We start from the raw sequence: 22,808 nt of genomic DNA on the forward strand, positions 1-22,808 counted from the left end.
AAATAAAATTGTGTGCAAAGATAGTTAATATTAAGAAGTAATAGCATTTAGTTTTTTGAATTTGCTTTAAATTAAGTGTAGATCACAGGAAGCACGACTGTCTTTTGTTCAATCTTATTATATTTGTACATGGAAAAAAACATTAGACCTAGTCCCAATTCATTCAAAAATACTTTTTGCATCTTTAATGAAATGGATATTAAAGTACTTGAAGGCTTGAAAATACAATTTGAAAGTAAAGCGGGGAGTACTTATTATTACACCAATAAAGGGATGTATCGATATTCTAATCATTGGGGAAGATTGGCAAATAGTAAGTGGAGACTTGTTGCTAATGAATTAGTTACCGATAATAAAAAGAAATTAGGTTTTGCTCTTTGGGAGTGTTTTTATCCTGATAATGCAGTAGAGGAGTTGTATTTTATTGAAGTAGACTATGGGAGTAATACGGTTAATTATCAGCACAAATATAGCCCTACTTATGATGGTCAAGCCATTTTGAGGACCAGTTTTGAAACTACCAAAAAAATTAAGCAAATTCGCAACCTACAGCAGCTTACCTCTTGGGCTAAATACTTTGATTGTGATGATTTGGATATTTTGCGCAAACAAATAATTGAGCCATTGGTATATTCTAATAAATCATTGGAACAAATAAAAAGTGAATTATTAAAATAGATAGATTGTACTAACTATTAGCTATGAAAATTAAATCTTTCATTTTGATGGGTTTTGACATATAGCCTAGAATGCTTTTATTGTCTTTTGCTTTTTCTTTATCCTCTACTGCGATGGAGGAACTTGAAATATAAATTAAAATAGCATTTTTTTGAGAATTATTAATTTGCTTTAATTCTTCCATAAAAGACCAACCATCCATAACAGGCATTTCTATATCTAGGAGTATAATTTCTGGAATATTATTATTTAGCTTTAATGCTTTTTTGAGCGCATCGATGGCTTGTTTTCCATTTGTAAAAGGGACTATTGTTGAGAATAGATCTGATTTATCAATTATTTTTTTCATAATTATTTGATAAATTGGATCATCATCAACTACCCATATAGATTTTTTCTTCATGAAATATAAATTTTAAATGTTGTCCCAACATTGGGTTTACTTTCAATACTAATCTTTCCACCCATTGCTTCTATTTGGTTTTTGGTAATAAATAACCCAATTCCTTTGGATTCAGGGTTATTGCTAAATGTTTTATACATACCAAAAATTTTATCACCGTGTTTTACTAAATCAATACCTATTCCATTATCTGTAATAGTTAATATTTTAAAATTATTCTCTGTAGTTATTGAAATTGATATTTCAGGTACTCTTTCGGGGTGACTGTAACGTATTGCATTAGAAATTAAATTGTACAAAATGCTTTCAAAATATGCCGGATTATAAATTAATTCTATATCGTTTGCTACTGTCGTAATTATAATTGCTTTTTTTGATTTAATTTTGTCTGAAAGTATCACAAGAGTGTTATTAATATACTCGCTTAGATTAATGTTTTCAACGACTAAACCTAAATTGGATTGTATATTAACAACTTCATTTAGATTTTCTAAGGTTTCGTTTAATGCATTTGATACATTTTTAAGCAATTGAACATATTCTTGTGTTTCTTCTTCACTATCAGAAGTCTCTATTAAATCGGTTAAAGATGTTATGTTGCTTGTATGAGATCTTAAATTATGTGAGACAATATAAGAAAAATTCAGCAATCTTTTATTTTGTTCCGTTACTAATTCAAAAGAGTTATTTAATTCAGTTTGAATTTCTTTTGTTTTAGTAATATTAATCATAATTCCGCGAAGAGAAATAGCTTCATCGTTTTTACGTATTATATTTATAATATCTCTCAGCCATACTATAGATCCATCTTTTGCAATCATTCGATATTCAAAATCATGATCTTCATATTTTTTTATCTTTTCATTACAGTAGTTGATGGTTCTTGATAAATCATCAGGGTGTATATGGTCCTGCCAGAAATTGGGGGTAGATAACCATTCACGTGAAGTATAGCCTAGAATTGCTTCAACTTTTTTGCTTATAAAACTAAAAACAAATGTTTTAGCATCGCATTCCCAAACAATACCATCAATTGTATTGATCAGTGACTCAATCTTTTTTTGGTATTCTTTTGAATTTTGTTCTGCGGTCTTTCTTTTGGTTATATTTTCTATGATAGAAATATAACTTGAACTTTTCCCAGAAATAGTTATTAAATGAGATACAGTCAATTTTACCCAAATAACTTTTCCGTTTTTTTTGAAATACCTCTTTTCAATAGAGTATTTATTTATAATTCCATCTTTTAGTTTTCGGAGATACTGTAAATCGTTTTCCAAGTCTTCAGGATGAGTTATTTCCATGAAACTTTTCGTTTTCATTTCCGTAGGGGAGTACCCTAGTAATTTGCAAAACTTCCCATTAATAGCGATGAACTTTCCGTTCAATTTATTGATATTTGCTATTCCTACAGCAGCTTGATCAAAAAAAGATTTGAATTTTAATTCACTATTAAGTAGATTATTTGCTTGTTCTTCTAATATTACTCGTAGCTCGGCAGGTTTTTTTAGAACGGAAGTTGTACCAATCCCAATGAGTACTGATAAAATAAAACCAAAGGTAGCTATAATTATAATTTTGGAATCAATATTTATTATAGGGTCTTTGTTAATAAGATACAGTGTCCAATCTCCATCTGTAATTGTAGTAGAGACATAATTTAAATTTGAGAAATTAAAAGAGCCATTCAAAAAAAAAATTTCAAGGTTAGTGTTAGGGTCCTTCTTTGAAAGTTGGAGGTAAAATCTTGAATCTGCTATTGTGTGTTTTTCGAAAAAGCTCACCAATTTTTCAAGTCTAATTGTGACAGCTGAAAAACCCCAGAATTTATTATTGTTGTAAACAGGTAACCGCCCTACAATTCCTTTTCCACCTTGTAATAAATCAAAAGGGCCTGCAAAATACATTTTTTGAGTTTCAATAGATTTTAAAGCTTCTTTTTGATGCATTTTTGAGTTTAAAATATCAAAACCAATAGCTGCTTTGTTTGGTGTATATGGATAAACATAAGTTATAACACCATTTGGTACTAGTTGTACGCAGCTAATATTTGGGTTAGATTCAACTAATTTTTTCGATATGGCATTGAAATTTATGGGAAAACCTTGGTCATTAATTGTTAATGCAAGGGTCAAGGCAGTTATGTAACTATTTTTTAGAGTTTTTTCTATATCTTGTTGAATAACTTTCAAATCGTTATTCATTTCATCTTTTTTTTCTTTTTCTGAAATAAAATATTGTTGAGTTACTATATAGGAAAGTAGTATGCTGAGGCATAAAAAAACTAATAAACCGATGGATCTCGGTTTATTAAAGCGATTTATATATGATACTACTTTATTTGTTAAATTAATATTATTCTTCAATATTCGATATTTGCTGGTTAAGACTTTTAAATTGATTTCTATTGAAAATTATTACTGACAAATATACATTTTTATCTATATTTTAAAAGAGTAAAGGACAATTATATATGCTGGATTTGATTATAAAAATTTTTCAGAAATTGTTTTAGAATTTGAGATTACTTTAATTTTAAGTTATATTTGAACAATTATAAAAAATGATTATGGGAAGGAATAACGATAGGAATATTAAAAAACACAATGATAAATTACACAAAGCACAGGATAAAGCGAAGAAAGCTGTAATTGATCGTAAAGAACAGTTAAAAGAGATCACCAAAAAATATAATGAAAGTAAAGCTGCTAAAGAGTAGTATATTAAATAGATATGGAAAATAATAAATTTGCCGAAATAAAATTTAGTGTGCAAGAAGTCATTGATTTGATGGCTAGTAATAATACCATAGAAGCAGGGAATAAATTAATAGTCATAAGTGAAAAACTAGATGAGTTGCTTGATTTTGCAGAAGAAGATGAAGATTTAATTGAAGTAAGTAAATATCAAGTGTTATTGAATCAATTATTTTTGAAAATCAATCCTACGGTTGAAGATTAATCCAAAAGGAATCTATAATGCATAACGTTAATTGTTACTGTTGCTCAGGAAAGTTGTTTGAAGACTGTTGCAATCTTTTATTATGTGGAATAATAGGTGCGTCAACGGCTGAAGAATTAATGCGGTCAAGGTATTCGGCTTTTGCTACGCAGCATGCTGATTACCTAATGAGAACCACCCATTTTTCTACTAGAAAGAACCATAATAGCGATGATATAATGGAATGGTCAGTGTCAAATAAATGGCTACAATTGGAAGTCTTAAATGCTTCTGAGACAAGAGTGGAATTTAAAGCGCATTATCAAGATACAGCGGGTGAAAAATATGTTCATCACGAATTTTCAACTTTTAAAAAAGAGGATGGAAATTGGTTTTATGTTGATGGGCTTTTTTTGTAATAAAAGTGCTGTATAATAACAAAGGGGGTTAGATACTGCTATCTAACCCCTTTGTTATTAATGTAGATTTTCTAATTCCAATTTGAAACGGTCTGTTTCATTGGTGATTTTTTCTACTTCTGTTTTCCAATAACTAACTTGTTGTTGCTCTAATGCAATTTCTTGTTCTCTTTCTTCAGATGAACGAAAGAATTGAAAATTTGCTGCCTCTGTTAATTTCTTTTTAGCGATTTCAAAATTATTATTTGCCGTATTGAGAAGTTGGTTGTTAGCTATTATTTTACTATTTAATAACTCTTTTTTCTCTTTCAATTGACGTTCTGCATCAATTTTTTCTTGGATCGCCATTTGAATTTTCTGTTCCTCTATCTCCTTTTGTTGCAAACGGTATTGAGTGTTGTTTTTTTCTGTCTGTTGATTTTTGAGTTCTAATGCTTCTCGACGACCATCCTGATATTTACTTAAAATGTAACTTCCTAGTATGAGCACTCCAAAGAAGGATATAAAAATAACTACACTAGTACTTAATCCAAAGAGGCCTTTTTTCGGTTTATGGTCTTGATTTTTTTTAATGGGTTTTGCTTCTATTACAGGTACAAACAACGCTTCCGACTTTGGATCAGGTGTAATGACTGTAGTTTTTATAGGAGGTGGAGTAACAATAAACAAGTTTTTTAGTTCGGGTACTTCGGCAGCAGTTTGCCAATCAGGCATGCCTTGACACCAAACAGGAGTTGTTGCTTTGATGTTTTTTATTTTTAATTCTTCAATTGTAAATGGACCGGTGCTATCGGTCCCGTTATGTAAAAAATAACTATTCATTTGTCAATACTTAATTTGTTTCCAAAAATACAAAACAAAATTCATTTCAACGTTTTAATTTTTGGAAGAAAAAAAAGGGTTGTAGTGAAGTTTGGTTTTCTGTCAAGGATAGTAACGGAAAGCCCGCAAAGGAAGAAGACCTTTTTTGTAAAACTGAAATAAAAATAGCGACCGAAGGAAGCTCATTTTTACTCCAGTTTTATGGTCTTGTTCCTGCGGACTTGTAGTATATAACCTTCCCGGACAGCCTGAATATTCTAATTTAACTAAAAATTAATAACCGTTCGGACTTCCTATTCTTTAAAATGATGTAATTTTAAGATTATGAAAAACGAGTTAAAAAAAGGGTTTTATTTTAAGCAATATACGGCTGCAGAGCAGTCTCCGTTTGATAAACTTTTTGGTATTTTCAAAGAGTTGATAACGCATACGTCGGGAGATTTTGATGAAGCTATTAGTTGGTTGCGTGAATTAGATATTGAGTACAAATTGACCGATGAAAATTATACAATAGATGATTTTATCGAGGATTTAAAGAAGAAGGGATTTATTAAGGACGAAGTAAAAGAGGATGGAACTGGCGGAATAGGCATAACAGCCAAGACCGAAAGAGCGATACGACAACAGGCTTTGGACCAGATTTTTGGAAATTTGAAACGTTCTGGTTCTGGAAATCACAAAACAAAACATTCTGGTACGGGTGACGAGCATACTGGGGAATTGCGTGAGTTTCATTTTGGGGATGGTTTGGAGAAAATTTCGCTGACAGAAAGTTTGCGAAATGCTCAAATTAATAATGGGATTGGTGATTTCATGCTTACTGAAAATGATTTGGTCGTAGAAGATTCTCAGCATAAATCACAGATGAGTACCGTATTAATGATCGATATAAGTCACAGTATGATTTTGTACGGGGAAGACCGAATTACTCCCGCCAAAAAAGTTGCAATGGCTTTGGCAGAGTTGATTACGACACGTTACCCTAAAGACACCTTGGAGATTTTGGTATTTGGAAATGATGCATGGCCGATAGCGATTAAAGATTTACCGTATTTAAAAGTGGGTCCGTTTCATACTAATACAGTTGCTGGTTTACAATTGGCTATGGATATGCTGCGTAGAAAAAGAAATACCAACAAACAAATTTTTATGATTACAGACGGTAAACCAAGTTGTGTTAAGGAACGTGATGGTTCGTATTATATGAACAGTAACGGTTTGGACGATTACATCGTGGATAAGTGCTATACACAGGCACAGCAAGCGCGTAAATTGCATATTCCAATCACTACCTTTATGATTGCAAGCGATCCTTATTTACAAAAATTCGTGAATAAATTTACCGAGGCTAATCAAGGTAAAGCATTTTATACTGGATTAAAAGGATTGGGTGAAATGATTTTTGAGGATTATGAGACAAATAGGAAGAAACGGGTGAAATAGTATTCAAAAATCAAATTTCAATTTCAAAAATCAATAAAAAAACTTAGCAACTTAGGGTTTAAGTAAGTTAGTAACTACACAAAAAAAACATGAATATAGAAAATATAAAAACATTAGGAGAGTTAAAGGCTGCGGGTTATCAAACGAAGTCAGTTAAAGACGAATTACGTTCTAATTTAATACTAAAGATGAAATCGGGACAACCTACTTTTGTAGGAGTTCATGGTTTTGAAAATACGGTAATACCAGAATTGGAGCGTGCTATTTTGTCACGTCACAATATCAATTTCTTGGGGTTGCGTGGTCAAGCTAAAACAAGGTTAGCACGTAAGATGGTTGAATTATTGGATGAATATATTCCGTTTGTATCGGGTTCAGAAATTAATGATGATCCTTTGCAACCCATCTCTCGATTTTCACAAGATTTAATTGCTACAAAGGGAGATGATACACCAATTTCTTGGTTGCACCGTTCGGATCGTTTTTCTGAAAAACTAGCGACGCCAGATGTTACTGTTGCCGATTTGATTGGAGATGTAGATCCTATAAAAGCAGCAAATCTAAAATTGTCTTATGCAGATGATAGAGTAATTCATTTTGGAATGATACCAAGAGCCAACCGTTGTATTTTTGTGATTAACGAATTACCCGATTTACAGGCGCGTATTCAAGTAGCTTTGTTTAACATCTTACAAGAGGGTGATATTCAGATTCGGGGATTTAAATTGCGTATGCCACTAGATATTCAATTTATCTTTACAGCCAACCCAGAGGATTACACCAATCGTGGAAGCATTGTTACTCCTTTGAAAGACCGTATTGGTTCTCAGATTTTAACACATTATCCAGAATCTATTGCTATTGCAAGAACAATTACAGAGCAAGAAGCAAAATTGGATGCCACTCAAACGAGTAGAGTACAAGTACCTTCTTTGGCAAAAGACTTATTGGAGCAAATTGGTTTTGAAGCTAGAGATAGCGAATATGTAGATTATAAAAGTGGGGTAAGTGCCCGAATGAGTATCACCGCCTATGAGAACTTATTGAGTACGGCAGAACGCAGAGCGTTGCTGAATAATGAGGAACAAACAACGGTACGCTTGTCTGATTTTATGGGTGTGATTCCTGCTATTACTGGTAAAGTAGAGTTGGTTTATGAAGGAGAGCAAGAAGGAGCAGCTTTTGTAGCGCAACATTTACTTGGAGCCGCTATAAGTAATTTGTTTACTTTGTATTTTCCTAAAATCGAGAAACTAGAGAAGCCAAATGAAAAAACAGCCTATACCGATTTAATCGAATGGTTTTTTGCCGAAAGTGGTTTTGAATTATTAGACGACACAACTGATGGTGATTACAAAAACATCTTAAATACTATTGTACCACTTGAAATTCTTATTAAGAAATACCAGCCACAACTACCCGAAGCAGACCATTTGTTTATGAAGGAGTTCATTTTGTGGGCTATGGTAGAATATAAAAAATTAAGTAAAGATCGTATTGCAACTGGTTATCAATTTAAGGATATTTACGGCAGCTACATTAGTAAGTTGTAAAGACTATTTCTAGATAATTAGAGGTCAATAAAAAACCTGATTCAGTATATTAAAACTGAATCAGGTTTTTTTTATGTATAAAGAAACGTAGAAACTATTTATTATTTACGTTTGGAGTCATTTACCAATCTTTTTAATATTGCCCACTGTTTAAGTGCATCACGAGCTTCTACTGCGGGATAGCCAAGCATTGTTTTGCCAGCAGGAATATCACAGGTAACTCCAGAACCAGCACCAACAATTGCGCCGTCACCAATTGTAGTATGATCTTTTATAGAAGCACTACCTCCAATAATAACACCATTTCCTAAGGTTACAGAGCCAGCAAGACCACTATTTCCTGCCATGATGCAAAAACGTCCTAGTTTACTATTGTGACCAATTTGAACTAAATTGTCTATTTTACAACCATCACCAAGTACGGTAGAACTAAATTTACCTCTATCGACACATGTATTGGCTCCGATTTCGACATTATTTCCGATGATAACATTTCCGATTTGTGGAATTTTCACTAAGCCTCTTTCAGGACAAGGTCTAAATCCAAAACCATCTGCTCCAATGGTTGCGTTGGGATGAATGATGCAGTCATTACCTATATGAGAACGTTCTCTAATTACTGTTCCAGACCAAATTATACTGTTTGTACCTATGGTAGAATCGTCCAAGATAGTAACATTAGGATAAATAACGGTATTTTCTCCAATAGCTACATTTGGTCCTATATAGCAACCTGCACCCACTTTTGCACCATTGGCGATCGTAGCTGTTTTGTTTACCACCGCAGTGGGGTGAATGGCAACTTCAAAAGCTGGCATAGGAGATGCAAAAAGCTCTAATACTTGTGACATAGCCAAATCGGCATTTTTAACCTTTATAAAAGCTCTATTCTCTCCAGGTTCAATAGAGATGTCTTCGTTTACCACCGCAACGCAAGCATTAGATGCTGCCCATAGTTTTTCATACTTCATATTTCCAATAAAAGAAATTTCGGTATTAGTTGCTACTTCCAGTTGTTCTGGTGCTGTTATGTTTTGGTTTGTTTCTCCAAGAATTTCTCCTTTGAGTACTTCATTGATTTCTAGAATAGAATACGATTTCATAGTTTGTTGGTTATAGGTATCAAATAAAGTGATTTGTCGTTGGTATTCCTAATAATTGTTTACTTTCAACTAAAAAATTAACATTGAAATAGTTTTTAATGAATAAATATTGAGTATTATGTTAATTTTTTGAAATAAAAAAACTTTCAAAATAAGGAATTAACCATGCTTTGAAAGGTTTTATATTTCGAAAAAAAAGAAATTATTCTTCGTCTTTTTGTCCCATCATCATTAAATAGGCTTTTAAGAATTCATCAATCTCTCCATTCATTACGGCATCTACATTACTTGATTCATATCCAGTACGGACATCTTTAACTAATTTGTAGGGTTGCATAACATAATTTCGAATTTGAGAACCCCATTCGATTTTCATTTTACCCGCTTCGATATCATTTCGCTGCTCAAGTTGTTTTTTTAATTCAATTTCGTACAGCTGTGAGCGCAACATTTGCATGGCTCTACTACGGTTATCATGTTGTGAACGTGTTTCTGAACATTGAATTTGAATTCCGGATGGTTTATGTACCAATTGAACCTTAGTTTCTACTTTATTCACATTTTGACCACCCGCACCACTAGAGCGTGCTGTTGTGATTTCAATATCAGCAGGATTAATTTCGATTTCGATCGTGTCATCCACCAAAGGGTATACATATACTGAAACAAATGAGGTATGTCTTTTGGCATTACTGTCAAATGGAGAGATACGTACCAAACGGTGTACACCATTTTCACCTTTTAAATATCCAAAAGAATAATCACCTTCAATTTCGAGTGTTACTGTTTTGATTCCAGCAGCATCTCCTTTTTGAAAGTTAAGTTCTTTTATTTTGTAACCGCTTTTTTCGGCCCACATCATGTACATACGCATGAGCATCTCTGCCCAGTCGCAACTTTCAGTTCCACCAGCACCAGCGGTAATTTGAATCACAGCACTCAATGAATCACCTTCATCAGAGAGCATATTCTTGAATTCGATCGATTCAATATGATTGGCTGTTTTTAAATACTGCTCGTCGAGTTCTTCAGGAGTGTATTCACCTTCTCGATAAAACTCATAAGCTATCTGCAATTCATCAGTATATTCGATGGCTTTGTTGTAATCTTCAATCCATTTCTTTTTGGATGTCAGGTTCTTAACAATAAGTTCTGCTTCTTTGGCGTTGTTCCAAAAGTCGGGTGCAAAAGTCTTCTCTTCTTCGTTGGCAATTTCGATTAATTTAGCATCAACGTCAAAGATACCTCCTCAACGCACCAAGGCGCTCTACAATACCTTTAATTTGTTCGGTAGTTGTCATAAAATTTGTAATTTTGTGGCACAAAAATAGAAAAATTTAGCAAAGACACAAGTCATGGCTTGTGGGTATTTGAATATAATATAAAAATATGGATATAAATCTGGTTAGTGACACGGTTACCAAACCCAATTTCGAAATGCTAGAACGTATGTTTAATGCTCAAGTGGGGGATGATGTGTACAAGCAAGATCCTACTGTAAATGAACTAGAAGCCACTGTTGCACAAATATTTGGGATGGAGGCTGCATTATTTTTTCCGTCGGGAACAATGGCTAACCAAACGGCGATTAAGTTGCATACCAATCCAGGTGAACAAATTATAGCCGACAAAACCTCACATGTTTATTTGTACGAGGGTGGAGGAGCTTCTTTTAATAGTGGTGTTTCTTTTTCCTTGATTGATGGCAATCGCGGAATGATTACTGCAGAGCAAGTAGCACAGCATATCAATGATCCTGAATTTTATCACAGTGCTTTAACTAGTTTGGTTTGTATCGAAAACACAACCAACAAAGGAGGAGGAGCCTGCTATGAACTAGCCGAACTGCAAAAAATAAAAGCTGTATGTGATGCCAATAACCTAAAATTTCACTTAGATGGAGCTCGTATATGGAATGCTTTAATGGCCAAAAAACAAAATCCAAAAGCATTTGGCCAATTGTTTGATACAATCTCTGTTTGTTTATCCAAGGGATTGGGTGCTCCTATTGGATCGGTACTTTTGGGCGACAAGGCTACTATTCATAGAGCTATGCGTGTTCGCAAAATGCTAGGGGGTGGTATGCGTCAATCGGGATATTTGGCGGCAGCGGGTTTATACGCTTTAGAAAATAACATATCAAAATTGGTTGAAGATCACCGCAGGGCTACCGAATTGGCTCGATCACTAAGAAAAACCCATTGGGTAGATCATATAGCACCAGTAGAAACTAATATTGTAATCTTTACCATTAAATCACAGTACACAGAGAAGTTGGTAATGGAGAAGTTAAAACAAAAAAATATTTCCATTAGCTCCATGGGGCAAGGTAAACTTCGAATGGTGACCCATTTGGATTATCGCGAGGTGATGCATAATTATGTATTGGAAGCCCTAGAGAAACTTGTAATTTAAGGACATAAAAAAAAGCATGGATTAAGTGAAATCCATGCTTTTTTAATTCTATACAATTAGACTATTTGAATAAATTGTCCATACCTGGAATCATTGGCATATCCATTTTTGCAACGGCATCCAATTCAGCTTCGTTTACTTTGGTTGCATTTTCAATTGCTTTGTTAAGTACCATGATGATGTAATCTTCCAATTGTTCTTTATCTTCCAATAATTCATCAGCAATAGTTACCGCAGTAACTTTTCTGTTGGCAGTTAAGGTAACTTTAAATAAACCATCAGTACTTTGTTCATCAACAAGAACAGTATCCAAACGTTTTTTTGTCTCTTCTATTTTATTTTGGGTTTCTTTCAATTTACCCATCATTCCCATTAAGTCCATTTTTGTTTTTTTTGCGGTTATTAGAGCGAAATTAACATATTCAGATCAATTCACAATGTTAAATTAGGTTAAAACAGCGCTTGATTAGACTTGCTTGTGTTATTTTTGCATTCGACCTTATAAAAAATCGAAATCATACCCATGTTAAAAAGTATAGTTGCACCTGTTGCAAAAAATATCCCTACGTCATTAGAAAAATTTAATGACATTCGTATCGATAACTATTTTTGGTTAAACGATAGAGAAAATCCAGAAGTGATTGATTACCTCAACAAGGAAAATGAGTACTATCAAGAAATGACAGCAGATACTCAAGATTTTCAAAAAGAATTGTATGAGGAGATGAAAAGCCGAATAAAAGAAGATGATGAATCGGTTCCTTATTTATACAATGGGTATTACTACATTACTCGTTTTGAAACTGGAAAAGGATATCCTATTTACGCACGTAAAAAAGGAAGCCTTACTGCAAGAGAGGAAATTTTATTTGACTGCAATGCATTAGCCGAAGGGCAACCTTATTTTAAATTGGGTGGCATGAGTATTAGCCCTGATAATACTATGGCACTCTTTAGTACAGATGTTGTCGGGAGGAGAATTTATACCCTAGAGGTTAAAAACTTGGTTACCAACGAAGTTTTATCAGATAAAATCGAAAAAGTTACAGGTTCTGCCGTTTGGGCAAACGATAATAAAACTATTTTTTATTCTTCACAAGATGAGGTTACTTTACGCTCAGACAAAATTTTTAAACATAAACTAGCCACCACTCAAGAAGAGGATGTTATGGTTTATTTTGAAAAAGATGATACATTTAGTGTGGATATATCGAAATCTAAGTCACGAAAGTATCTTTCTATAGAATCGGGCAGTACGATGACAACCGAATATAGAATTTTGAATGCCGACACACCAGACGGAAAATTCAAAATGTTTCAGAAAAGAAAAAGAGGTGTTGAGTATAGTATAAGTCACTATAAAGACAGTTTTTATATCATGACAAATAGAGACGATGCCGAAAATTTTAAATTAATGAAAACTCATGAAGATGCAACTACAGTGGAAAATTGGGTTGAAATCATCGGGCACCGTGAAGATGTTCTACTAGAAGATATTGAGATTTTTGCCAATTACCTTGTTTTAGAAGAACGTACAGGAGGATTGAATAAAATCAGAATCATGTCATGGGATGGAAAAAAAGAATATTATTTGCCTTTTGGGAGTGAAACATATACCGCTTCTACATCAACCAATGTTGATTTTGAAACCGAAATTTTGCGTTATAGTTACCAATCTTTGGCAACACCTTCTTCTATTATTGATTTCAACATGCGAACGCAAGAAAAAGTAGTTCAAAAAGAACAACAAGTGCTAGGCGGAAAATTCGATAAAGATAATTATACTGAAGAACGCGTTTGGGCAACAGCCGAAGATGGTACCAAAGTTCCGATCTCAATGGTTTATAAGAAAGATTTAAAAAAGGACGGTCGAAATCCGTTATTATTATACGCTTATGGTTCTTATGGATATTCTATGGATGCACATTTTTCGTCCACTAGATTATCTTTGTTAGATAGAGGCTTCATTTATGCCATCGCGCACATACGTGGAGGAGAAGATTTAGGAAGACAATGGTACGAAGATGGGAAATTGTTACACAAAAAAAATACCTTTTCCGATTTTATCGATTGTTCTAAATATGTTATAAATCAACACTATACGAGTCCAGAGCATTTGTATGCTGAAGGAGGTTCGGCAGGAGGATTATTAATGGGAGCCATCATCAATCAAGCACCAGAACTATACCATGGAGTGATAGCTCAAGTACCCTTTGTAGACGTTATGACCACCATGCTAGATGATAGTATTCCGTTAACTACAGGAGAATATGATGAATGGGGAAATCCAAACATCAAAAAATATTACAATTACATGCGTTCGTATTCGCCTTATGACAATATCAAGGAACAAGCCTATCCCAATATGTATGTATCAACGGGCTTGCATGACTCTCAAGTACAATATTGGGAACCTGCAAAATGGGTAGCCAAATTACGAGTAGCCAAGAAAGATGATACCGTTTTGTACCTTGACACCAACATGGATGCAGGTCATGGAGGAGCTTCAGGAAGATTTGAAGCCCTTAAAGAATTAGCAAAAGAATTCAGTTTTTTACTAGAATTAGAAAATATTAAACACTAATCAAATTTTTTTGTTAAATTTGCAATGTATCATTGTTAAATAATATTAACGTTGATTAACTATTTTTTTATGAAAAAAGAAATAAATGCTTACAATAATGTTTTAGAGTTAATAGGTAATACACCACTTATTAAACTAAATAAAGTCACCGAAAACCTAGAAGGAAATTTCTTTGCAAAGGTAGAAGCTTTTAATCCAGGCCATTCTTCAAAGGATAGAATCGCGTTATACATTATTGAAGAAGCAGAAAAAAAAGGAATATTATCTCCAGGCGATACCATTATAGAAACTACTTCTGGTAATACCGGTTTCAGTTTAGCAATGGTAAGCATAATCAAAGGTTATAATTGTATTCTTGCTGTCAGCTCAAAGTCATCCAAAGACAAGATTGACATGCTTCGTTGTTTGGGAGCAAAAGTATATGTTTGTCCAGCACATGTAGCTGCAGATGACGAACGCTCTTATTATAGTGTAGCCAAAAGGTTGCATGAAGAGACAAAAGGTTCGGTTTACATCAATCAATATTTTAATCAACTGAATATTGACGCACATTACAAATCAACTGGTCCCGAAATCTGGAAACAAACTAATGGTCTGATTACCCATCTTGTAGCCTGCAGTGGTACCGGAGGTACAATTTCTGGAACAGCCAAATATTTAAAAGAACAAAATCCAAATATTAAAATTTTAGGAGTAGATGCTTTTGGTTCAGTATTGAAAAAATACCACGAAACAAAAGAATTTGATAATGATGAAATTTATCCATACCGAATTGAAGGATTGGGTAAAAATTTAATTCCAACCGCAACAGACTTTGATGTAATTGACAAATTCATGAAAGTTACCGACGAAGAAAGTGCACACTCCGCAAGAGAAATCACTAGAAAAGAAGGCATGTTTGTAGGCTATACATCAGGTGCTGTCTTGCAAGCAATCAAACAATATGCAGAGGAAGGAGAATTTGATTGCAACAGCAATGTAATCGCTATTTTTCCAGATCATGGCTCACGTTACATGAGTAAAGTATTTAGTGACGACTGGATGAACGAACAAGGATTTTTCGACAGTATTAATGAAGAAGAGTCACAAAAAATCGAAATGATAAAATAAGGTTTCCTTATTTTCAATTATATAAAACTTCAGAGAGATTTGGAGTTTTTTTTTTGGACCTAATCAAACTTTATTTTTTAATTGTTTTTTGGAGCAAGGCAACTAGGCATTTTAGGAAATAAAGTTCCCGCTATCCACTATATCTGTTATTTTTGCTACCGCAACACAACAGGATACCGTTCCTATCGGGGCTAGAAGGAATTATTAGTTTATATCAGTAGTATTCGTAAAGTAAAAAACGAATTCAATAGATGAATCGTTTGAAGCATTTAGTTCGATATCAGTTTCAATTTTAAAACAAAAAAGCGGAATAAGAGGTAAATCTTATTTCGCTTATTTAATGGTAAATATAGTTTTTTTTTACATCTGTGAAAGAACAATTTCTAACATCGAGAAAAAACCAATTCCCCACATATAAGGGTGAATTTTATCTGTGTTTTTAGTAAAAATGCAAAGCAAAACATAACTAGAAAAACCATAAGCAATTCCAGAACTAATGCTGTAAGTAAGGGGCATTAACAACAAGGTTAAAAACACAGGAACCCCTAAATATAATTCGCTAAAATCTATTCGAACCAAATGCTTAGCCATGTATATTCCGACCAAAATTAGAGCAGGTGCAGTGGCGTAGGCTGGTACCGTCCCAATAAGTGGAGCAAAAAACATAGCCAGTAAAAAGAAGAAAGCAGTAAACACAGAGCTCAACCCAGTTCTCGCACCATTAGCAATTCCTGCAGCCGATTCGATATAGGTTACGGTGCTACTTGTACCCAAAAAACCACTTAACATTGTAGCAACCGCATCGGCTTCTAACACTTTTTTTACATGGGGCATTTTGCCGTCTTCATCGACTAAACCAGCTTCCATAGAACAAGCCATTGCCGTACCAATTGAATCAAATAAATTGACAAATAGGAAAGAAAATATCGGAGCTATGAAAGAAATTTTTAGCACAGAAAGAACTTCCATTTTTCCAAATATAGGCATAATCGATGGAGGACTACTTACAAATTCTGTAGGGAAAGAAATGTTTGGATCGAAAATAAAGCCTAAAATAGTAGCCAATAATATCCCCACCAAAATGGAACCTTTTACTTTATAATGTTCTAACATAACGGTGACAAAAAAGGCAATAAGACCAATAACCAAAGCAGGCGTAAAATGTCCCAATCCGACCAAAGTAGCATCGTTTGCGACAATCAATCCCATTTGTTTAAAACCAATAAAAGCAATAAAAAGACCAATTCCTGAACCAATCGCGACACGGAGTGATTCGGGTATGGCATCGATTATTTTATGTCGAAGTCCGAGGATAGAAATGATTATAAAAACAACTCCCGACAAGAAAACAACTCCAAGTGCTTGCTGCCAAGTGGCACCATCTTTTAAAACTAAGGTAAAAGCAAACATAGCATTCAGCCCCATTCCGGGTGCCATTGCAAAAGGAACATTTGCCCAAAATCCAACTAACAAGGATCCAATTACAGCAGCCAAACAAGTAATACTAATCAGTGCATTTTTGTCCATTCCGGTAGTCGACAGAATATTTGGATTTACAAATATAATGTAGGCCATTGTCAAAAAGGTGACCATTCCACCAATAGCTTCTTGTTTTATACTAGAATGGCGTTCTTTGAGGTTAAATATTTTTTCTAACATATTGTGTGTATTTGAATTAAAGGGTGTATTTGGCAAAGAGGGTTGGATAAATTTTAAAAGCTTTATTTGGAACAAAGTTATTGCTAATTTCGATCTCTGAACCTACAGAAAATTTTGTAGTGAAATTGTACATGATTTGTGGTTCGGTTAAAAGAATCATGTGCTTTTTATTCGAATCTGGACTATTTAAAACAATTTCTTGGCTCCAGAAATCAAAGAAACCTCTAATGGTTACTTTATTTTTAAAAAGATTCTGAAAAAACACAGCTGTAAATTGCCCATCAATTCCAGATGACCCTTTTATGTTTTTATACAAATAAGAGGTGTGAAGCGTGAAATTTCCAATTTTTATTGGAAAACCAAAACCTGCTAAATAAGCGCGATTAATAGGAAAACCAATTGGTGATGATGGGCTAGTACTTTTATCATCGGTCATTACAAAACCGTCGTTGTATTCGATATGTAGATTTAGTCCGTTGATAATTTCATTTTTAATATTAAATTTTCGAGCAATTTCAAAATAGGCCAAGTTAGCTCCATCTTGGCGTCCGAAATTAAAATCAGTAAAGAAAAAAGTACTACCCGCACTATCAGGCTTAAATACTTCAAAAGTACCTGTTAGATAATTTCTTGTTTTAGAAAAGTCATAATGTAGTTGTACTTCTTGTGCTGAGGTACAGAGTGTAAATAAACTGAAAAGGAAGGTAATTTTGGTTTTCATTCAAAGTGGTTTTGTAAGTATGGAGTTGGAAATATTATTATAGTCCTTCAGGGTCAGGATCTAATTGATCTGCAGGTAAAATTTTATTTAGAAAAACACCAATAAATGCAGCAATAGTCAATCCCGACAGTGTAATACTTCCTGGAATGTTTACTTCTCCAATTGCAATTCCTAAAACAAATATTAACGAAGCGATGATTAAGTTTCTAGAATGTGAAAAGTCAATTTCGGCAGAAACAACAGTCCTAACGCCAACGGCAGCAATCATTCCGAATAATATGATGGATACGCCTCCCATAACGGGCGTGGGGATCGTTTGTAATACAGCTCCAAATTTACCAACGATACCTAGTAGGATGGCATAAACAGCTGCAATTCGTAAAATAGCAGGATCATATACTTTAGTCACAGCCAATACTCCGGTATTTTCTCCATAAGTAGTAACTGCTGGGCCACCAATAAAACCCGCAACAATAGTCGCCAAACCATCTCCTAGTAAAGTACGCGTTATTCCTGGGTTTTTAAAGAAATCTTTGCCTACAACAGCACCATTTGTTGCGATGTCTCCTATATGTTCAATGAATACAACCAAAGCAATAGGTGCAATACCAAAAACAGCTGTCATTGAAAATACTGGGATAGTCAATAAATCTTTTTTGGCCAAATCGGAAAACCCAAACCAACTAGCTTCTTCCAAACTAGTAAAATTTACCATTCCCAAAGCCACTGCAGTAATATAACCTAATACTACAGATATCAGAATTGGAACTAATCTAAAAAAAGACTTTTCCAAAATAGATACCGTAATCATAGTTGCAATAACAACCAAGGCCACAATCAAACTTTTAGGGTCAAAATTTCCATCTTTATAACCCGACATTGAAAGTGCAACAGGGCTAAGGCGTAATCCAATTACCATGATAATAGGACCAACAACAATAGGAGGAAAGAAGGATTTTATTTTCTCTACCCCAAAATAACGAACCATCCCACTCATTAAAACATAGACTACACCTGCAGCAATAACACCACCTTTTACGTTAGCAATTCCTTCTTCTTTTAGAATCAATGTCAAAGCACCTATAAATGCAAAGGAAGACCCCAAGAAAACAGGAACTATTTTTTTTGTACAATAATGAAAAATGAGTGTACCGATTCCTGCAGATAATAATGCAATCGATGGGTTAAGGCCTGTTAAAAATGGTACTAAGACAGTGGCGCCAAACATGGCTAATACGTGCTGTAATCCAAGAATTAATTTGGTTTGGGTATTATTTGTTTTCAATGGAGATTTTTATTTACTTAAAAAGGCAAATATACCTTAAAACTACCGTTGGTTAACTATTGATTTGTTATATAATTCTGCTTAAAGCTGAATTATACTTTGCTGTTTTTTGTTTTTGATGAATTTTAACTCGAAAATTGATTTAAAAGCAATGAATTATTATGAATTTAAAAACTACTATTTTTTTTAATATAACAATGAAGACTTTACAATTGTATAGAAAATTGAATAAATGTCTGCTTATTTTGTGTATAATATAAAATGTAAGCCTTTAGAATTCAAAAAAAATAATAATAAATAACAACAAACAAATTCATAATCAATTTAAACCACAGTTTAAATTTCTATATAATATGAAAATATTAGGATGATTATAATCCGTACAAAGTATCGTATTTGTAACTTTGATAGAGGTAATTTAATAATTTACAAAAAAAACTTTACTGGTGCCGTACAATTAACAATCGGCCATATTTACTGTAATTGCTAGACCACCCTCAGAGGTTTCTTTGTATTTATTATTCATGTCTTTGGCAGTTTCCCACATAGTACTAATTACTTTATCTAAAGGTACTTTTGCATTCTTAGCATCTGTTGATAAAGCCAATTCTGCAGCGTTGATTGCTTTTAACGCTCCCATTGTGTTGCGCTCAATACAGGGTATTTGTACTAATCCACCAATAGGATCACAGGTCAATCCAAGGTGGTGTTCCATTGCAATCTCAGCAGCCATCAAGACTTGTTCTACAGATCCTCCTAATAGTTCACAAAGTGCTGCGGCAGCCATTGCCGAAGAAACTCCAATTTCTGCTTGGCAACCTCCCATAGCAGCAGATATGGTTGAACCTTTTTTAAAAATGCTCCCAATTTCACCAGCTACAAGTAAAAATTTTTTAATTTCTTCCGGTCCAGCTTGATGGTTTTCGATTACCAAATAGTACATTAATACTGATGGAATTACGCCTGCGCTTCCGTTAGTAGGAGCAGTTACGATGCGGCCCAACGCTGCATTTACTTCATTGACTGCAAGTGCAAAACAACTTACCCATTTAAGAATTTGACGGAATTTAACTTCCGTCTTGCGAATCTCTATTAACCAGCTCTGAGAATCAGTATAGTTAGCCAGCCCTATCAAACCTTGATGCATATCAAAAGCCCTTCTGCGCACATTGAGCCCCCCAGGTAACACTCCTTCTGAATGACAACCTATATACATGCACTCCAGCATGGTATTCCAAATACGCATCAATTCGTGGTCTATCACTTTCTCCGTGCGCATAGATTTTTCATTTTCGTAAACTATTTCAGAGATAGTTTTGTTTTCCTTTTTACAATACGCTAACAGTTCGACTGCATTATCTATCATAAATGGAAAAGCGCATTTTATTTTTATTTTTTCCTTAGCATTGGTACGTTCTTCTTTGACTACAAATCCGCCTCCTATGGAATAATAGGTTTCCGAAAAAACAGTTCCATTGGTATAAATGGCCTTAAATGTCAATCCATTTGGATGAAAAGGTAAAAAATCTTTATTAAAAATAATATCTTCAGCTATATGAAAAGAGATAGGGTAGTGACTTCCTAATTCAAGTTGTTGTGTCGCTCGAATCGACTTAATAATTTTGTCAATGTTTGCGATGGGAATCATTTCAGGATCTTGACCGCTTAGTCCAAGCATAACTGCGAGATCGGTAGCATGTCCTTTTCCAGTCAATGATAAAGAACCATATAAATCGACTTTAATTCTAGAAATAGTCCCGAAATTTTGTTCTTGCAGCGCTACTAAAAAACGTTCTGCAGCTCTCCAAGGTCCCAATGTATGCGAACTTGAAGGTCCAACACCAATCTTTAACATATCAAAAACCGAAATACACTCTTCCATATCTAAAAATTGTTTAACATCAACAAATATAATGGAATTTATGTACCAAGCCTTTATTACGCATACAAATAGGAGCGGATTATCGTTAGAACTTTAATTTGTTTTATTCTTAAAATTTAGGTAGAAAGTAGTTTCTTCGATATTTTTTAGGAACTTGAAATATTTAGGTCAATAATTTTTAAGAAATTATTACTAGTGAAGGGAATAATGCAGGAGCGTCTAGTGAAAAATGGTTTTTTGAGATTTAGTATTATGTTAATGAGAATTATTATCGTGGCGTACAGATACTATAGATATGACTTATTGTATTCGTAAATAAAAAGTCTATTAAAACTAAGTTTTAATAGACTTTTTATTTTTCATTTATACAAACTTATACTCATATATTTATTTACTAAGTTATTTTTACTTTCGAACAAATGGAGGTAGTAATTGGGAAGAAATTTCTCCAAAACCAATTCTCACTTGGCTGTTTTTGCAAAATCCTGTCATGATTACTGTATCATAATCATTAATAAACTTTCGTTCTGTACCATCATTTAATTTGATTGGATTTTTACCTCCCCAAGTCAATTCCAGCATTGAGGCATAGTTTTCTTTATTCGGTCCAGAAATTGCTCCTGATCCCATCATATCACCAGAATTTATTCGACATCCACTAGAAGCATGATGCGTCAGTTGTTGATTCATAGTCCAATAAAGGTGTTTTAAATTGGTTTTACTCACTATATTTGCTGTTCCGTTTTCAGGCTGTATTGCAACATCCAATTGAATATCAAAGGAATTTTTTCCTTTTTGCTGTAAGTATGGAAGTGGACTTGGGATTTGTTTTGGTCCATGGACTTTAAAAGGCTCTAAAGCATCCATTGTTACAATCCAAGGAGAAATAGAAGTTGCAAAATTCTTTGATAAAAATGGGCCTAATGGTAAATATTCCCATTTTAGAATATCTCTAGAAGTCCAATCATTCAACATTACCATTCCAAAAATATAGTCTTCTGCTTCATTAATAGGAATCATTTCACCCATGATATTTGCATCTGTTGTAATAAAAGCAGTTTCCAATTCAAAATCAATTGAACGAGAAGGTCCGAGTACAGGAGTACTTTCTCCAACAGGTAGGGTTTGACCTAGAGGTCTATGAACAGGGATTCCAGACGGAATGATAGTAGAGCTTCTGCCATGATATCCTATTGGTATATGTGACCAGTTTGGTAACAATGCATTTTCTTCTTCACGAACCATTTTTCCTAAGTTCGTAGCGTGCTCTTTACTAGAATAAAAATCAGTATAATCACCAATTAAAACGGGTAGTTGCATTTCTACATCCGAAATATTGAAAATAACAATGTCTTTATGTTTGTCATTATCTCTTAAACTTGAATTGTTTTCATCAAAAATGTCACCAATTCTATTTCGAACTAACCTCCAAGTTTTTTTTCCATCAGAAATAAAATCATTTAAGGTATCCTGCATAAACATATCATCAGTCAGTTCAATGCCTGAAAAATAATTCATTTGTTGTAAAGCCCCCAAATCAATGGCGTAATCTCCTATTCGGGTTCCCACCGTGACTACGTTCTCTTTGGTTAGGAAAACACCAAAAGGGATGTTTTGAATAGGAAAATCGCTGTTTTCAGCAACTGTCAACCAGGATTTTCTTTTTGTATCGTTAGCAGATATAGGCATATAGTATTGGTTTTTGTTGAAAAATATTATATCAAATATATCATAATCTAGCTATTGAACAAACGTTTTTTTGTATTTTTGCCTGAAATTAACTAAATTGAT

20 protein-coding genes are annotated in these 22,808 nt (G+C 33.8%); 9 read left to right on the forward strand and 11 right to left on the reverse strand.

Annotated elements, in window-relative coordinates:
• Window positions 1–129 precede the first annotated feature (129 nt).
• A complete protein-coding gene (locus tag M2326_RS05835; RefSeq protein WP_264618614.1) occupies window positions 130–678 on the forward strand; it encodes a hypothetical protein in 549 nt (182 codons plus the stop codon).
• A 10-nt stretch (window positions 679–688) separates the two neighbouring features.
• On the opposite strand, the gene M2326_RS05840 is transcribed toward M2326_RS05835, so the two are convergent.
• Together M2326_RS05840 and M2326_RS05845 are read right to left on the reverse strand one after the other, a co-directional pair.
• The gene (locus tag M2326_RS05840) at window positions 689–1,081 is read right to left on the reverse strand and encodes a response regulator (protein ID WP_264618615.1); all 393 of its coding nucleotides are present in this window, start codon (window positions 1,079–1,081) and stop codon (window positions 689–691) included.
• Window positions 1,078–3,447, reverse strand: a complete 2,370-nt coding sequence (locus M2326_RS05845) for a PAS domain S-box protein (RefSeq protein ID WP_264618616.1) — start codon at window positions 3,445–3,447, stop codon at window positions 1,078–1,080. The genes M2326_RS05840 and M2326_RS05845 overlap by 4 nt, the downstream gene beginning before the upstream one ends.
• Window positions 3,448–3,650: 203 nt before the next feature.
• On the opposite strand from M2326_RS05845, the gene M2326_RS05850 reads away from it, so the two are divergent.
• The 3 genes from M2326_RS05850 to M2326_RS05860 are packed head-to-tail and all read left to right on the forward strand — an operon-like array spanning window position 3,651 to window position 4,440.
• Window positions 3,651–3,800, forward strand: a complete 150-nt coding sequence (locus M2326_RS05850; RefSeq protein WP_264618617.1) for a hypothetical protein — start codon at window positions 3,651–3,653, stop codon at window positions 3,798–3,800.
• A gap of 14 nt (window positions 3,801–3,814) precedes the next feature.
• Complete coding sequence (locus tag M2326_RS05855; protein ID WP_264618618.1) at window positions 3,815–4,042, forward strand: hypothetical protein; 228 nt, start codon at window positions 3,815–3,817, stop codon at window positions 4,040–4,042.
• 17 nt (window positions 4,043–4,059) lie between these two features.
• A complete protein-coding gene (locus M2326_RS05860; protein WP_264618619.1) occupies window positions 4,060–4,440 on the forward strand; it encodes a YchJ family protein in 381 nt (126 codons plus the stop codon).
• Between the two features lie 57 nt (window positions 4,441–4,497).
• On the opposite strand, the gene M2326_RS05865 is transcribed toward M2326_RS05860, so the two are convergent.
• Entirely contained in the window at window positions 4,498–5,262 is a 765-nt protein-coding gene (locus M2326_RS05865) for a GYF domain-containing protein (RefSeq protein ID WP_264618620.1), read from the reverse strand.
• A 324-nt stretch (window positions 5,263–5,586) separates the two neighbouring features.
• On the opposite strand from M2326_RS05865, the gene M2326_RS05870 reads away from it, so the two are divergent.
• Window positions 5,587–6,705 (forward strand): vWA domain-containing protein, encoded by a 1,119-nt coding sequence (locus tag M2326_RS05870; RefSeq protein ID WP_264618621.1) that lies wholly within the window; start codon window positions 5,587–5,589, stop codon window positions 6,703–6,705.
• Window positions 6,706–6,794: 89 nt separating this feature from the next.
• Window positions 6,795–8,258 carry a sigma 54-interacting transcriptional regulator gene (locus M2326_RS05875; RefSeq protein ID WP_264618622.1) on the forward strand — a complete coding sequence of 488 codons (1,464 nt, stop codon included), beginning with the start codon at window positions 6,795–6,797 and terminating at the stop codon, window positions 8,256–8,258.
• 101 nt (window positions 8,259–8,359) lie between these two features.
• Here M2326_RS05875 and lpxD read toward each other — a convergent pair whose 3' ends face one another.
• Complete coding sequence (gene lpxD / locus M2326_RS05880) at window positions 8,360–9,361, reverse strand: UDP-3-O-(3-hydroxymyristoyl)glucosamine N-acyltransferase (RefSeq protein ID WP_264618623.1); 1,002 nt, start codon at window positions 9,359–9,361, stop codon at window positions 8,360–8,362.
• Window positions 9,362–9,563: 202 nt separating this feature from the next.
• A protein-coding gene (gene prfB / locus M2326_RS05885) for a peptide chain release factor 2 (RefSeq protein WP_264618624.1) occupies window positions 9,564–10,662 on the reverse strand; the annotation gives its coding sequence in 2 pieces (ribosomal slippage) (window positions 9,564–10,598 and window positions 10,600–10,662; 1,098 coding nt in all).
• A gap of 88 nt (window positions 10,663–10,750) precedes the next feature.
• On the opposite strand from prfB, the gene M2326_RS05890 reads away from it, so the two are divergent.
• Window positions 10,751–11,776: a threonine aldolase family protein gene (locus tag M2326_RS05890; protein ID WP_264618625.1), complete on the forward strand. Its 1,026-nt coding sequence runs from the start codon at window positions 10,751–10,753 to the stop codon at window positions 11,774–11,776.
• Window positions 11,777–11,837: 61 nt separating this feature from the next.
• Here M2326_RS05890 and M2326_RS05895 read toward each other — a convergent pair whose 3' ends face one another.
• Window positions 11,838–12,158, reverse strand: a complete 321-nt coding sequence (locus M2326_RS05895; RefSeq protein WP_264618626.1) for a YbaB/EbfC family nucleoid-associated protein — start codon at window positions 12,156–12,158, stop codon at window positions 11,838–11,840.
• 141 nt (window positions 12,159–12,299) lie between these two features.
• Here M2326_RS05895 and M2326_RS05900 point away from each other — a divergent pair, with 141 nt between their 5' ends.
• Both M2326_RS05900 and M2326_RS05905 read left to right on the forward strand, forming a co-directional pair.
• Window positions 12,300–14,360, forward strand: a complete 2,061-nt coding sequence (locus M2326_RS05900) for a S9 family peptidase (protein WP_264618627.1) — start codon at window positions 12,300–12,302, stop codon at window positions 14,358–14,360.
• A 69-nt stretch (window positions 14,361–14,429) separates the two neighbouring features.
• Window positions 14,430–15,470, forward strand: coding sequence for a PLP-dependent cysteine synthase family protein (locus M2326_RS05905; RefSeq protein ID WP_264618628.1), 1,041 nt, complete (start codon window positions 14,430–14,432; stop codon window positions 15,468–15,470).
• Window positions 15,471–15,830: 360 nt separating this feature from the next.
• On the opposite strand, the gene M2326_RS05910 is transcribed toward M2326_RS05905, so the two are convergent.
• The 5 genes from M2326_RS05910 to fahA all read right to left on the reverse strand — a co-directional run bounded on the left by M2326_RS05910 (window position 15,831) and on the right by fahA (window position 22,706).
• Complete coding sequence (locus M2326_RS05910; protein WP_264618629.1) at window positions 15,831–17,129, reverse strand: NCS2 family permease; 1,299 nt, start codon at window positions 17,127–17,129, stop codon at window positions 15,831–15,833.
• A gap of 16 nt (window positions 17,130–17,145) precedes the next feature.
• Entirely contained in the window at window positions 17,146–17,850 is a 705-nt protein-coding gene (locus M2326_RS05915; RefSeq protein ID WP_264618630.1) for a DUF5020 family protein, read from the reverse strand.
• A gap of 37 nt (window positions 17,851–17,887) precedes the next feature.
• A complete protein-coding gene (locus M2326_RS05920; protein WP_264618631.1) occupies window positions 17,888–19,135 on the reverse strand; it encodes a uracil-xanthine permease family protein in 1,248 nt (415 codons plus the stop codon).
• 457 nt (window positions 19,136–19,592) lie between these two features.
• Window positions 19,593–21,017, reverse strand: a complete 1,425-nt coding sequence (locus M2326_RS05925; RefSeq protein ID WP_264618632.1) for an L-serine ammonia-lyase — start codon at window positions 21,015–21,017, stop codon at window positions 19,593–19,595.
• A 405-nt stretch (window positions 21,018–21,422) separates the two neighbouring features.
• The gene (fahA, locus tag M2326_RS05930) at window positions 21,423–22,706 is read right to left on the reverse strand and encodes a fumarylacetoacetase (protein ID WP_264618633.1); all 1,284 of its coding nucleotides are present in this window, start codon (window positions 22,704–22,706) and stop codon (window positions 21,423–21,425) included.
• Window positions 22,707–22,808 lie beyond the last annotated feature (102 nt).

It is taken from the genome of Flavobacterium psychraerolatum, from assembly GCF_025960985.1.
GTDB lineage: Bacteria > Bacteroidota > Bacteroidia > Flavobacteriales > Flavobacteriaceae > Flavobacterium.

Excerpts from the sequence above, each read along its gene's own strand:
- M2326_RS05835 (WP_264618614.1), top strand. The coding sequence starts at position 130 with ATGGAAAAAAACATTAGACCTAGTCCCAATTCATTCAAAAATACTTTT.
- M2326_RS05840 (WP_264618615.1), bottom strand. The coding sequence starts at position 1,081 with ATGAAGAAAAAATCTATATGGGTAGTTGATGATGATCCAATTTATCAA.
- M2326_RS05850 (WP_264618617.1), top strand. The coding sequence starts at position 3,651 with ATGGGAAGGAATAACGATAGGAATATTAAAAAACACAATGATAAATTA.
- M2326_RS05855 (WP_264618618.1), top strand. The coding sequence starts at position 3,815 with ATGGAAAATAATAAATTTGCCGAAATAAAATTTAGTGTGCAAGAAGTC.
- M2326_RS05860 (WP_264618619.1), top strand. The coding sequence starts at position 4,060 with ATGCATAACGTTAATTGTTACTGTTGCTCAGGAAAGTTGTTTGAAGAC.
- M2326_RS05865 (WP_264618620.1), bottom strand. The coding sequence starts at position 5,262 with ATGAATAGTTATTTTTTACATAACGGGACCGATAGCACCGGTCCATTT.
- M2326_RS05870 (WP_264618621.1), top strand. The coding sequence starts at position 5,587 with ATGAAAAACGAGTTAAAAAAAGGGTTTTATTTTAAGCAATATACGGCT.
- M2326_RS05875 (WP_264618622.1), top strand. The coding sequence starts at position 6,795 with ATGAATATAGAAAATATAAAAACATTAGGAGAGTTAAAGGCTGCGGGT.
- lpxD (WP_264618623.1), bottom strand. The coding sequence starts at position 9,361 with ATGAAATCGTATTCTATTCTAGAAATCAATGAAGTACTCAAAGGAGAA.
- M2326_RS05890 (WP_264618625.1), top strand. The coding sequence starts at position 10,751 with ATGGATATAAATCTGGTTAGTGACACGGTTACCAAACCCAATTTCGAA.
- M2326_RS05895 (WP_264618626.1), bottom strand. The coding sequence starts at position 12,158 with ATGGACTTAATGGGAATGATGGGTAAATTGAAAGAAACCCAAAATAAA.
- M2326_RS05900 (WP_264618627.1), top strand. The coding sequence starts at position 12,300 with ATGTTAAAAAGTATAGTTGCACCTGTTGCAAAAAATATCCCTACGTCA.
- M2326_RS05905 (WP_264618628.1), top strand. The coding sequence starts at position 14,430 with ATGAAAAAAGAAATAAATGCTTACAATAATGTTTTAGAGTTAATAGGT.
- M2326_RS05910 (WP_264618629.1), bottom strand. The coding sequence starts at position 17,129 with ATGTTAGAAAAAATATTTAACCTCAAAGAACGCCATTCTAGTATAAAA.
- M2326_RS05915 (WP_264618630.1), bottom strand. The coding sequence starts at position 17,850 with ATGAAAACCAAAATTACCTTCCTTTTCAGTTTATTTACACTCTGTACC.
- M2326_RS05925 (WP_264618632.1), bottom strand. The coding sequence starts at position 21,017 with ATGGAAGAGTGTATTTCGGTTTTTGATATGTTAAAGATTGGTGTTGGA.
- fahA (WP_264618633.1), bottom strand. The coding sequence starts at position 22,706 with ATGCCTATATCTGCTAACGATACAAAAAGAAAATCCTGGTTGACAGTT.